Origin of the sequence: Peribacillus sp. AS_2 (assembly GCF_026891895.1) — a bacterium.
Lineage (GTDB): Bacteria > Bacillota > Bacilli > Bacillales > DSM-1321 > Peribacillus > Peribacillus frigoritolerans.
This window is the reverse complement of the sequence record NZ_JAPTGA010000021.1, coordinates 16,232-29,579: the sequence shown is the minus strand read 5'-3', so window position 1 is coordinate 29,579 and position 13,348 is coordinate 16,232. Positions and strand designations below refer to the sequence as shown.

Annotated in this window: 9 protein-coding genes and 1 pseudogene; 2 read left to right on the top strand and 8 right to left on the bottom strand. The window is 37.2% G+C overall.

Translation table 11 applies throughout. The features are described from left to right. Window positions 1–41 precede the first annotated feature (41 nt). Both OTG27_RS24290 and OTG27_RS24285 read left to right on the top strand, forming a co-directional pair. Window positions 42–1,232 carry an MFS transporter gene (locus OTG27_RS24290; protein WP_268938397.1) on the top strand — a complete coding sequence of 397 codons (1,191 nt, stop codon included), beginning with the start codon at window positions 42–44 and terminating at the stop codon, window positions 1,230–1,232. 80 nt (window positions 1,233–1,312) lie between these two features. Next, a pseudogene (locus OTG27_RS24285) lies at window positions 1,313–1,570 on the top strand (DUF418 domain-containing protein); the annotation flags it as partial. Window positions 1,571–2,309: 739 nt separating this feature from the next. On the opposite strand, the gene OTG27_RS24280 reads toward OTG27_RS24285, so the two are convergent. The 8 genes from OTG27_RS24280 to OTG27_RS24245 form a co-directional block, all read right to left on the bottom strand. Beyond that, a complete protein-coding gene (locus OTG27_RS24280; protein ID WP_268938396.1) occupies window positions 2,310–2,696 on the bottom strand; it encodes a DUF192 domain-containing protein in 387 nt (128 codons plus the stop codon). A gap of 877 nt (window positions 2,697–3,573) precedes the next feature. Next, window positions 3,574–5,304 carry a phospho-sugar mutase gene (locus OTG27_RS24275; RefSeq protein ID WP_268938395.1) on the bottom strand — a complete coding sequence of 577 codons (1,731 nt, stop codon included), beginning with the start codon at window positions 5,302–5,304 and terminating at the stop codon, window positions 3,574–3,576. A 283-nt stretch (window positions 5,305–5,587) separates the two neighbouring features. Beyond that, on the bottom strand, window positions 5,588–7,000 hold the full coding sequence (locus tag OTG27_RS24270) for a glycosyltransferase (protein WP_268938394.1): 1,413 nt from the start codon (window positions 6,998–7,000) through the stop codon (window positions 5,588–5,590). Continuing rightward, complete coding sequence (locus OTG27_RS24265) at window positions 6,997–7,329, bottom strand: hypothetical protein (protein WP_268938393.1); 333 nt, start codon at window positions 7,327–7,329, stop codon at window positions 6,997–6,999. Before OTG27_RS24265 ends, OTG27_RS24270 begins: the two co-directional genes overlap by 4 nt. 288 nt (window positions 7,330–7,617) lie before the next feature. Next, window positions 7,618–8,622, bottom strand: a complete 1,005-nt coding sequence (locus OTG27_RS24260) for an NAD-dependent epimerase (protein WP_268938392.1) — start codon at window positions 8,620–8,622, stop codon at window positions 7,618–7,620. 349 nt (window positions 8,623–8,971) lie between these two features. Next, the gene (locus OTG27_RS24255) at window positions 8,972–10,153 is read right to left on the bottom strand and encodes a hypothetical protein (protein WP_268938391.1); all 1,182 of its coding nucleotides are present in this window, start codon (window positions 10,151–10,153) and stop codon (window positions 8,972–8,974) included. After that, window positions 10,140–11,654, bottom strand: a complete 1,515-nt coding sequence (locus OTG27_RS24250) for a glycosyltransferase (RefSeq protein ID WP_268938390.1) — start codon at window positions 11,652–11,654, stop codon at window positions 10,140–10,142. The genes OTG27_RS24255 and OTG27_RS24250 overlap by 14 nt, the downstream gene beginning before the upstream one ends. Window positions 11,655–12,027: 373 nt before the next feature. Next, window positions 12,028–13,347: a UDP-glucose dehydrogenase family protein gene (locus tag OTG27_RS24245; protein WP_268938389.1), complete on the bottom strand. Its 1,320-nt coding sequence runs from the start codon at window positions 13,345–13,347 to the stop codon at window positions 12,028–12,030. Between the last annotated feature and the right edge of the window lies 1 nt (window position 13,348).

Below are 13,348 nucleotides of genomic sequence, written 5' to 3'. Positions count from 1 at the left end.
ACCCTGTGACAACTTTACATTCATCAAGGAAAGAGGTATTTATGCACACCACAGAATTAACCAAGCGGCATTGGCTGCTCATCTTAACACTTACTTTATTAACATTTGTTCTCGGGACAAGCGAATTTGTTATCGTCGGGATTTTAACCGATATTTCCTCGAGTCTCCATATTACAAATGCAAAAGCAGGCACACTCGTTTCTGCGTTTGCCATTACGTTTGCCATTGCCACACCGCTCGTGATGTCGGCAACCAGCCATTTTCCAAAACGGAAATGGATGTTGTTTTTGATAGGTTTGTTCATCATCCTGAATGCTTTGTGCGTGATTTCGACGACCTACGTCATGCTCCTTGCACTTCGGATGATGACTGCGATTGTAACAGGAGTTTTAATTTCTCTTGCCATGATCGTTGCCAGTGAAAACATGCCAATCGCAAAACGTGGACTTGCTATTTCATTCGTTTTCGGTGGTTTTACACTTGCAAACGTGATCGGAGTACCAATTGGAACGGTCATCGCTGAAAGGTACGACTGGAATGCAACCTTCCTGTTAACGACTTTACTCGGAGCTATTGCATTTTTGGCATCTTTCTTCATTTTGCCTACTATGCACAGTCCATTCCGCAGTTCAATGCGTGATCAATTTTCTTTGTTGACACACCCGCGAATCTTAATGGCTTTTTTCATTCCATCACTTGGATTTGGAGCGACGTATGCCGTTTATACGTATCTTGTTCCGATCCTGAAAGGAATGGAAGCACCAAGTGGTTCAATCAGTTGGATCTTGTTTGGCTACGGATTCATTTCCATTTTCAGCAACATACTCGCTGGTAAAATTGCCAGCTACAATGCCATCGGACGACTCCGGTTGGTTTTTCTCGTGCAAGCAGTGGTCCTGATCAGTTTATATTGGACGACAGATAATTTTATCTTTGGCTTGGTTAACATTAGCTTGATGTCATTAATGGCCATCCTTTTAACAACATCTACCCAGCTATATTTGATAGACCTAGCAGGTATTTATCAACCTAAAGCTACAGGATTGGCCGCTTCACTGATGCCTGTGGCAAGCAATGTCGGTATCGCCTTTGGTTCCGCATTAGGCGGAATTGTTTACCATCAGGGAAATTTGATGAGTGTCACATGGGTAGGCGGGCTGATTGCTATCTTGGCAAGTCTTTTAACTTTCCTGAGTCATCGCTTAGACCAGAAACAAAAGCAGGCAGCATAAGATGTTAAAGAATCTACAAACGCCAAGGAAAGGTGCTTTCTTGCTGCATGGATTCCCATGGAATGAAGGGCAAAGTAATAAATCCTGGGTACATTAGCCATTCTTTAATGGCTTTAGGGAAACGTTCATTAACTTTCTATGTTTGGAATGAGGCAATGCTCGTGCTATTTCTAACACCAGTTGCACTTGATTTAGGAGGTAGTGTGAGTAACGGTATAGCGGCTATGATTGCAGTAGGAATTTGGTCCCTTTTTGTCATTTTGGAGACTTTATTGGAAAAAAATCTGAATGGTCCATTGGAAATTTTATTAAGGCGATTAGTATATAAACATCAATGATCAAGGCTGTTTTCACATACTTTGTTGCTATTTACCAGCCTATTTTCCAGGTAGTGAGTGGTGGTTGCTTCCCCACCAGATGCTCGCTTTCCTCGGGGCGGGCGGTGAGCCTCCTCGGCGTAAACGCCTGTGGGGTCTCACCTGTCCCGCTGCTCCCGCAGGAGTCTCGCACTTCCGCTCCAATCAACCTTAAATAGTTTCGCTTTAAAAACAACAATCTTTACGAAAAGAGCCATAATCAAAAAGAAAACCGGTCATTTGAGTTCGGTTTCTTTTTTTTAAAGAAGGCTTTTTTGAATTCATCTACTTCTTTATAGTGAAATATTAAAATTGTAGTTCATCATATAGAAGATTTGTTTTATACAGAATAGATCTTTGGGTGAAATTTCTCCATTACTCAAAATTTATTAATCTTGCTGTCAAACTTCTTTTGAATTGATAACTGAGGAATATGGCTTGGCATAATTTAAAAACCTCATGACTTATGGTGCGGTTCTACTACTGCAAGGCCTGGGTGTAGCCTTTGTTAGGAACTAAGAAAAGTTAATATATAAATAACTTGACCCTTCAAGAAACCTGCCTCTCTAGTTGCATAAGAATAGGAGTTGCTGAGCTTTCGGTAATGAAAGGAAAACACCATATTCGTTTAAGTAAAACTCTTCACAATCTTCCTAGCATAAGCAATATAAATACCCCTTTTTAAAAATCCACCTCCAAGAACTAGAGGTGGGGATAGGAATCAATTAAACTTTACATAGTCCCCTTCTATGATTTGATTCTTTTCAAACCATCCAAGATTCACTTCAATTGCATAATAATAAAAAATTCCTGGATCATAGGTAGGGCAATAATCCTCTATGCAAGGTTCCATATCAAGTATTTTTAGAATTACCCCATATGAATCAAGAAAAGCGATGGATAAAGGGATAAATGTGTTTTTCATCCAAAATCCACCATATGTTACTTCTGAAAACACAAATAACATCCCCTCATTTTCGGGTAATTTTCCGACAAACATCAAGCCCTTTTCTCTTTTTCTTTGAGTATCTGCAACTTGAACAGTTAAACCAGTTACCTTGTTTCCACTGATTATTTTTATCACTTTTGTTTTAATTCTATTTTTCATGTTCACTCACCTTCGCAGGGAATAGACCTTATTTCAAAAAAAGAAAATGTCAATCTCATGAACTTCTTTTAAAAAGACAGCAACTTTCTTTCCCTGCTTCTAAAGAATAAAAGGGAAGAAAGTTGATCATGAAGCGAATATAGGAAAAAAAATATCTAAGCAGGGTCCATTTGACTTCTAATACTTTATTCCATGACTTTTAAATTTAATACCCTGTTTTTATCAAAACCTGCTGTCCGTATAGCAACTCGAAGGACTGAGTGACGGTTACTCCAGTTCCTTGATGATTTCGCCAAGTCCACCGGAAAGTGATGGAGACACCGTAAGGAACCTGATCGGGTTCAGGCTATATAAATATATCTTTATAACGTTACTATGTCATAGTTATATTGGCAGTTTTTTGTTTGAATGTACGATTATGTATGATTTTAAATGTACTTGTCTTACTTTTTAAGACTTTATGGCCTCAACATGAGTGCCGATAAAGGATCCTAAAAAAACCCTCCCTATTTAGCACCTTTCATAAGGCCCATCCTAGGGCCTGTACAACTGTACTACGTAACGTCATACGGTATCAGCAAGGCTACTATAATAGGGGGATTTGGTGGATTGGAATAGTATATTATATGCTCAATATTTCAGTTAGTGTCTAATGGTCATACATATCCGCATAAGCCCCCGATCCCCTGAACATGTTTGGATAAACCCTATTCAGCCACAAAAACATAATTCGCCCCGCCGTAATTCTTGATTTTTAAGAAGGGTTTTTGTGATACCGAAAGGATGGGTGCTATCCATTAATGGACAAAAAAAAGTCAGCATTTCTTGAATGCTGACTCTAGGTTTTTATGAAAATCCTCTGAATGAGGGTACTTCTTTAAAGCATTTTAATGATACTTTTCATAAAGTCTGACGTAACGGCGGATAATTTCCCCTGAGCTTCCTTCATCGAGCTTCCTTGAACACCGAAATAAAATTTTAATTTAGGTTCTGTTCCGGAAGGGCGTAAACATACCCATGTCCCATCTTCAAGAAAGTATTTTAATACGTTCGACTTTGGGAGTTTGATGTCCTCTTCCCTATTTGTCCCATACATGTATTTTTTACTGCTGAGATAATCCTCTTGAATCACGACTTGATGACCAGAGATTTGATTTGGTGGATTACTCCGGAATTCATTGAGTATCGCTTGAATTTGCTTCGTACCTTCAATTCCTTTTAAAGTCAACGACCGTAAATCTTCCATATAGTATCCATATTTATCGAATACATCCAGTAAACCTTCGTACATCGTTTTACCTTGCTTTTTGTAATAGGCACAGACTTCCACTGCCAGAATAGTAGCCTGTATGGCATCCTTATCACGAGCAAAATCTTTGATCAAATATCCATAGCTTTCTTCATAGCCAAACAGGAAAGAATGTTCTCCACTTGTCTGGTATTCATTGATTTTTTCTGTAATGTATTTAAATCCAGTTAAAACATCTACAGTTTTTAAACCATTTTGCTCAGAAATCGCCCGTCCTATTTCTGAAGTCACGATGGTCTTTAATACGACTCCATTTTGAGGAAGGGTCCCTTTCTTTTGTTTTTGTGAAATTAAATAATCCAAAAAGAGAGCGCCAGTTTGGTTGCCTGTTAATACGACATAATTTCCAGCATTGTTCTTCACGCTAATTCCAAGCCTATCCGCATCCGGATCGGTGGCAATCAATAAATCAGCATTAACACGGTTCCCCAGCGCAATGGCCAATTCAAAAGCATCATGTTCCTCTGGATTAGGCACTTTAACAGTAGGAAAATGAGCATCAGGCAATTCCTGTTCCTTAACAATATGGACATTTCGATATCCTAAATCATGCAAAGCACGTTTTACTGATTTATTGGCTGTACCATGAAGTGGTGTAAACACGAGCTTTACATCGATTTCATCTGCTAACTTTGAATCTTCCGGAATAGTGAGCAAATGCTCGTTATAAGCAGTATCCAGCTCCTCGCCAATGATTTGAATGAGCCCTCTGTCCTTTAGGGCTTCTTCTTCCTCCACTACAATGGAAAGCTCACATTCAATCGCGTTCACGTAATTAATGACTTGATCCGCCGCCTCAGGAAGTAGTTGTGCCCCATCTGGACCATACACTTTATACCCATTATATTCAGGCGGATTATGACTTGCTGTAATGACGATCCCTGCAAATGCACTCAGCTTACGTACAGAAAAAGAGAGCTGTGGGGTAGGGCGTAATTCATCAAATACATAAGCTTTGATTCCCTTTGTGGCCAAAGTCTTGGCTGCTTCCAATGCAAATTCGGGAGATTTATGTCTTGAATCGTAAGCAATTACGACTCCTCTGGACTTTGCCTCATTCCCAAACGATTGAATATATTCAGCAAGTCCTAAAGTCGCTTTACGAACAGTATAAATGTTCATCCTATTCGTACCTGGACCCATTTCCCCTCTCATACCACCTGTCCCGAATTCCAAATTTTTATAAAAGGCGTCTTCAAGTGATATTTCATCATCCTTCATTTCTTCAAGCATTAAACGCATTTCATTATTTAAATTTGGATAACTAGTCCAAATAGTATATAAAGACTTCCAGTCCATAAAAATACAGCTCCTCCTGTCTGTATGTTTTTGCTTTGTTTGGCATTTCTTTTTGATCGTAGTACACATTGCAAGCGATCAATAGAAATATGAAGTCTAACCATCGTTCCTAGAGCATTAGCTCCCTTTTCTCTTCCTTCATCCCGTAACGGACGTGGTAGCATCGCCAAATGCGCTACCTCCAAAGTTGTTGGTTACACTCTAATCATTTTACCTACCAATACTTTGGAAGAGTGTCATTTATTCTTCTTTTCCTTCACGCACTGCTGTTTCCTAACTTGATTTATTTTTTCTTTTTACTCTTTTCCGTTTTCGTTTTTGTTTTCGATTTCTTTTCCTTTTTCTTTTCCGATTCCGCTTTGTTTTTCTTTTTCGTTTCCGTATTCGTATTCTTTTCCGATTCCGCTTTGGTTTTCTTTTCCGTTTCCGTATTCGTATTCTTTTCCGATTCCGCTTTGGTTTTCTTTTTCTTTTTCTTTTCCGTTTCCGTATTCGTATTTTTTTCCGATTCCGCTTTAGTTTTCTTTTCCGTTTCCGTATTCGTATTCTTTTCCGATTCCGCTTTGGTTTTCTTTTTCGTTTCCGTTTCTGCTTTGGTTTTCTTTTCCGTTGCATTTTCTGTTTTCACTGTATTTACAAGAGAATATAGTCTTTGTTGTTCAATAATTTGTTTATTGACATCAAATTTTTCTTCAATGACTTTCCGTGCTCTTTCCGTATAGTCGGTCCAAACATCTGGATTTTCTATAAAGAATTGTATGCCTTTCGCTAGCTCCATATCATTTTTTTCTGGCGCTAGGTATCCTGTTCTCTGATGTTCAATTAATTCAGGGATTCCTGCGTGTCGAGTGGAAACGACAGGTACACCGCTAGCCATTGCTTCTTTCAAGGCATTAGGAATACCTTCGATATCACCATTATTAGCTGTCTGACTTGCTAGACAGAAGATATGGGCTTTTTTCAATTCGTCCGAAACCTGTTTTGAATCCATAGCTCCTCTAAGAATCACAACATCTTTAAGGTTATATTCTGCAATGGTGGATTTAATTCGTTTCTCATCTTCACCTGCTCCAATAATATGCAGTCTAGCATTTGGATATTGTGAATAAATGTGTTTAAATGCTTTTATAAGAGTTACAAATCCTTTTTTGTCTACAAGTCTACCTACCGATAGAACTCTTATTTCGCCTACTGTAGGAAGAGTGCGGTTAGCATAGGGGAAAAGATCTAATTCGATACCACCATATAATACATGCATATTCTTAGCCGGAATTCCTAAACTTCTTAATCCTTCTGCAAGATATTGGCATACAGGGTAATAGTGTGCACCATGTTTATTTAAAGCTGAATATCGCTTAGCATTTTTTTTGTAAATTTCCGGTCTGTCCGAACCATCTCGTCCCCTAATGCTAACAATCAAAGGAATATTATATTTTTCACATAATGGCAAAATCTCTTGTCCGTGTGATCCGTGATGAGCATGAATGGCTATGATATCTTGTTCTTCGAAGAACTTTTTTAGATCTTTAATTTTGTTTATATTATAGTAGTTTTCAAAGGGGAATTCTGTACGGTCGGTATTGTCGAATGGGCCGATTACGATTGTGCGATAGTTAGTTATTTTTACGATTTGATTATATATAAAACGTTGGTGTGTTTTAATGTTTTCACTTACAAAATAAGCAATGGTTTTCATGCCACCTCAGTCCCTTTAATAAGAAATTTTCTCTTTTCGCGTTCTGCTAAAACTGAAAGTTCATGATATTTGCCTGATTTTTTTAATTTTCCTCGTTCTGCAATTTGTTTCACTTGTTTGTGAAATTCTTGAGGGAACATAGAATCCGCTTTATAAATGTCTTTATATGGCGGATCTTCAGAACAAACTTTAAAGTAGTTTTCAAACAGAGGATTTAATTTGAATAGAGGCTTTTTTGTAGAATTTCGTTTAATGGATGTCATGAGAAAATCTGACAAATTATACTCATTAAGAACTTCCAATGGAGTTTTCATATTTTCAGGATTCAAATTACTTTCTCCTTTTAATAACTTACAAAATTTTTAATTTATCTTCTTCACTTGCATTATTCGTCCATATACCCATTCTTTGGTTTTGGGTTTTTATATGTTAATCTTTAAATTTATTGATTATTGATCAGTGCTGCCTAATATGCACATTGAAGTTTAACAACACCTATTTTTCACATACACCCATGACTAGTAATATTTCCTCAAGGCTGGACTTCAAAAGAGATTCCTACTTTTATTTTTTATCGATTAATATCCCATTTGGTAAAACTCACTGTTTCTTTTTCCTTATTTATTGTACTTTTTGTACCAATTTACAAAATGAGCTAAACCTTCTTCTATTGTTGTTGAAGGATGGAACCCCACATCAGCATGTAAATCGGCAATATCTGCATATGTCTCCTTAACATCTCCCGGTTGCATTGGTAAGAATTCCACTTTTGCCTTTTTGCCAATTAGTTTTTCTAATGTGATAATGAAATCCATTAATTTTATAGGTTTATTGTTACCGATATTATAAATTTTGTATGGGGCATAGCTTGAACTTGAATCAGGGTTAGCTCTGTCCCATCCAATAGTATGAATCGGTGGTTTATCAAGTAACCGGACTATTCCTTCAACAATATCATCAATATAAGTGAAGTCTCTTCTCATATCTCCATTATTAAAAACCTTTATTGTATTCTCTTCGATAATATTTTTAGTAAAAGAATAATAAGCCATATCAGGTCTCCCCCATGGGCCATACACTGTAAAGAAACGGAGTCCTGTGGTTGGAATATTATATAAATGACTATACGTATGAGCCATTAATTCATTAGACTTTTTAGTGGCAGCGTATAAACTTACTGGATGATCCACTGGGTCTTTGGTTGAGAAGGGGATATTAGTATTTGCTCCATATACAGAACTAGAGGATGCATAAATTAAGTGCTTTACGTTATTATGTCGACAAACCTCCAAGATATTGACAAACCCAACAAGGTTGGAATTAACATAAGAATCAGGATTTTCTATGCTATAACGTACTCCAGCCTGGGCTGCTAAGTTAATGACTATATCAATGGTTCTGTCTTTGAATAATTGATTTAATTTTTCTTTATTTGACAAATCCATTTTGTGGAATTCAAAATCAGGGTTTTCTTCTAATATCTTCAGTCGATTGTTTTTTAAAATAACATCATAATAATCATTAATATTGTCTACTCCAATAACCTTGTTATCTAGGGCTAACAAACGTTTTGTTAAATGGAAACCAATGAATCCTGCTGCCCCTGTTACTAAAATGTTCATAGCATTAATTTCAATCCTTTCTATTACATTAGGATTCTGACTTTTTCGGAACACTGACTACATTATTTATAAAGTGATACTTTCGAATCTTTACACCAACAGAACAGAATTCATGACGGATAAAAAGAGGAAATAAACTCAAAATTCTCATTGGAGAGAGACTTACGTTTTATTCGTAAACCACTAATGTCATGCTATTTTTTTCGCTTAAGCCTCATGAGTTATTCACTCTTATACCCGCTGTGAATTAGCACTTACGTAAGTGAGTTAATGCTAAAACCATCTTGGAAACCGGTGAATGCGAAATCATCGATTTTTTATATGCTCGGTTACGGTTAGATAACTAAGACTATACAAGGGTATTTTCATTTTCATCTAATGGGATTGGTGTTTTTGTCCATTCAGCATACGTATCTGGATCTATCGCCTTTACTTGTTCTAAAAAGGCATCTAAAAAATTTCTTTCCCGCAGGTCTTTAAATAACTCGAGAGGTCTTTTTTGTTCACGTGAAAAAGAGTACACATGGTCGACTAATTTAAAACCATTATTGGTTATAATGATATGTCGTAATGGGGCATCAATTTGTTTGAAACCTGATTTTTCCATTGTTTTCAATATATAGAGTAACCGTTTTGTGATGTCCTCAGAAAGTACAGATTGTTTTTTAAGAAACGTATTTAAATCTGGTCCTAAAAGATATTCCATTAAAATATAATTGGGTCCTGTTTCAAAGACTTTCGGTATAAAGGGCAAGTCTTGACTTGATAAAAGGACCATTTTTTCCTGATTTGCATGTTCAGTTTTTCCGTAAAGTTTGACGCATGTCTCTTCAGATACTCGATAAACAGCACCTTGATGCCCTTTTCCAATGAGGGTTTGTGTTATGGCGCTATCCACTTTCACTCCATTACCTGAACCTCCTGAGTGGACTGGAATATTTCTAAAGTCCAAACTATTTTGATTGAAATAATCCTCCCACTCATTGAAGGTGTCCGGTTCAAGCTTTTTCACTTGATCTAGGAACGAGTCCTTTAAAAGGATTATTTTCAAATCTCTTAATAATTTTAATGGTACAGGGTGTATCCTTTTGAAGGAATTCACATGGTCAATCACCTTAAGTTCCTCATTACCGACGACAAAAATATGGCGTAGAGGGGCATCTATCATGGTGAACTTTGCTTGTTTTAATTCCTTTAATATATAGAGAAGTTTCTTTACTATAGAATCAGGGATATACGTACAATTTCTCAGATATTCTTTTAAGGTCGGGGCATTAAAATATTCCATGACTATATAGTTTGGTCCTGTATCGTATATCAAAGGCATAAAGGGTAGATGTTTTACTGCTGCAAAAGCTTCTTCCTCCATTTTCGCTTGTACTGGGTCTGAATAGATTTTTACACATTTATCTTCTGAAAGTTGAAAAACTGCACCTTGAGCTCCCATTCCAATCAGCGGATAGCTTGTTGGATTGTGAATTTCCAAAGATTTTTCACCTTTGGTAACAGTAATGGTTTTAAAGTCCTCCATGATCTCCTCCTAACTGCTCATCTATGGCCTGCTGTTGAAATTTTTGAATTTTATAAAGGGCTTTTTTTACTTTTTCGGCTTTCTGAGCCTTTTTTTCTTTTTTACGAGAAGCTATTTTTTCATCTTGATCCTTAGCTCCCTGTTGAACTTTTGCTTTTTTTTCATTTTTATTAGATGCTACAAGTTCATCTTTGACTTTATCTTTAGTCTGCTGTTGAAGCTGTGAAACCTGTTTAAGTTGTTGTAGCTGTGGAAACTCTTGAAGCCCTTGAAGCTGTTGTAGCTGTTGCATATAAATAAGGGCTTTTTTGGCTAATTCGGCTTTTTTTCCAGGCGCTATCCTTTCGCCATCATACTTACCTTGCTGTTGAGGCTGTGGAGTCTCCTTAAGGGTATTTTTATCTTTTTGGCACGGTGTTACTAAATATCGTTCACCTACTTTATAAGGGGCTACAAGTTCATCATAAAATTCAGCTTGTTGTTGAAGTTGTTGGGCGAGGTTAAAATTTTGTTCCACTTTTTGACGAGCCGCCACTGTATATGTTTCCCATATCTCTCTGTTAGTTAGCATAAGTTCAAGAGCATTTGCCAGTTCATCCACATTGTTTTCTTGTACTAAAATCCCTTCTTTGTAATTTGTTATTAATTCAGGGATACCGGCATGATTGGTCGAAATCACTGGTACTCCTATCGCCATAGCTTCTTTTAATGTATTAGGTATACCTTCTACATCTCCATCGGCAGCTTCTAAGCTCGCGGCACAAAATATATCTGCATTGGTCATATGTTCTCGTACTTGATCTTTAGGGAGATGGTTTAATAAGCGAAAAGAGTCTCCTAAATTAAGTTGATTTGCCAATGAAATGAGATATTCTTCAAGCTCCCCTCTACCGATAATCGTCAAGGTTGCATTTGGAAACTTATCTTTGATTTTTTGGAAAGCTTGCATTAAGATGTGATGTCCTTTTTTTTCCACCAACCTGCCGATGGATAAAATGTTTTGAGAGTCGCCTTTATGTGGTGCCCGGTATTTGAATTCGTTAAGGTCAACACCCCCATATAACACTCTGATTTTTTCTGAAGGACAACCCCAAGCAATTAACCTATCTGCTAAATACTGACAAACTGGGAAAAAACGCTCCCCTCGTTCAAATAGCATTTTCATGTTATCTAGATAGCCAATTGGCTGATTAGCCAGGGTTGCATCCCTGCCTCTAATACTTGTTACCAACGGAAGGTTTGTTTCCTCTTTAAAAGGAAGTAATAACATCCCTAATTGGCCATGATGAGCATGTAATAGGGAGATATTATTTCTTTTGACATATTCTTTTGGTGAGAAAACTTCATTGAGATAATGAACCTTCTCATTTAAAAGGGAAAGATCTAACATATATTTAGGTTGTCGTACCATATGAATATAATCATAATCAGGAACTTCTCGAATCTGTGAGATATATTGGGTCGGATCAACTCTTAAATTCAAATGCATAACTGTGTGCAAATAAATGATCTCCTTTCATGCATAGTAAGCAAATTTCCTGGACCTTTTCAAGTATATTATGCAGGACTCCCTAGGTACGTATGGACTAATAACATACAGTAAAGCTAAATGACAGAGAGTATGCGTTTGTCTAATACAAAGGGGGATTTAAGTAGGTGCCATGACACAAGATCATTTACAAACAATGATAATAAAACAACATGTTATAGTTGATGTTAATCTAAGGTTTTAATTGTCGATGATGATTTTTCTTCTATTTAAGAAATATAAAAAAGCACCCAAGATACGATCAAAGGTGCTGCATTGCCAGTTTGAACCTAATATACGTTTTCAACATGTCTGAGTTAAAGAGTGTTAGAAAATTTTTTTCGCTTTATGTCATTCCAATAACAATTGCTGGTCTTCCTATTGGGTAATATTCAATTTTCTTGCACGCCCTGATTCGATCTTCTTCAAGACAATTTCTACCATCAAAAACGATTGGCCGTCTCATTGTTGTCATCAATGTTTTCAAATCAAAAAGTCTAAACTCTTTCCATTCGGTAACAATGAATACAGCATCCGCATTCACTGCCGCTTCGCGGACTGTGCTTGCAAACCTGATTGTATCCCCTAATATGTTCTTCGCATTATCCACTGCAACCGGATCATAAGCTACCACTTCTGCTCCAAGTTTGGTTAATGAACGCGCAATTTTGATTGATGGAGCTTCCCTCATGTCGTCTGTCTCTGGCTTGAAAGCGAGACCAAGCATTGCAACTTTTTTCCCTTTTAAATCTCCTAAGCGATTTATCGCTTTGGTTACAAGGAGCTCCTGCTGAAAATCATTGATCGCTACTGTTTCTTTTAACAGGGAAAAATGTACTCCATTTAAATTGGCAGTATGAAGCAACGCTTTAACATCCTTTGGAAAACAAGATCCTCCATAACCAATGCCGGGCTGTAAAAAAGCTTCTCCGATCCTTTTATCTTTTCCCATTCCCTTTGCTACATCTTTAACATCTGCCCCCACTACTCCGCATAAATTGGCAACTTCATTGATAAAGCTAATCTTGGTCGCCAAAAAGGCATTAGATGCGTACTTAATCATTTCCGCACTTCGAATGCTTGTTAGTATAAATGGTACATTTAATGGACGATACATTTCTTGTACTTTCTTAGCAGCCTCATCATCTTCAGAACCGATTATGATTCGATCTGCTTGCATCGTATCCATGACGGCAGACCCTTGTCTTAAAAATTCAGGATTTGATACCATATTAAAGGTGACACTTTCGTTACAATGTTCTTCAATGATGCTTTTAATAAAATCATTCGTACCAACAGGCACAGTACTCTTTATAACGACTACTGAACTCTGTACCAGGTTCGCAGCAATATCCTTCGCGGCCTGCACAATATAAGATAAATCTGCTCCCCCATCCTCCATTTGCGGTGTTCCTACGGCAATGATGATAATCTCGGCACCATTTAGCGCTTCTCGATGAGATGTAGTAAATAGCAGTCTACCTGCTGCAGCATTTTGAATAAGCAAATTCTCCAGACCAGGTTCATATATTGGAGAAATCCCTTGACGTAGGCTTTTAATTTTCTGTTCATCTGTATCGATACAAATGACATTATGACCTATTTCTGACAAACAAACACCAGTGGACAGCCCGACATAACCTGTACCCAAAACAGCTATTTTCATA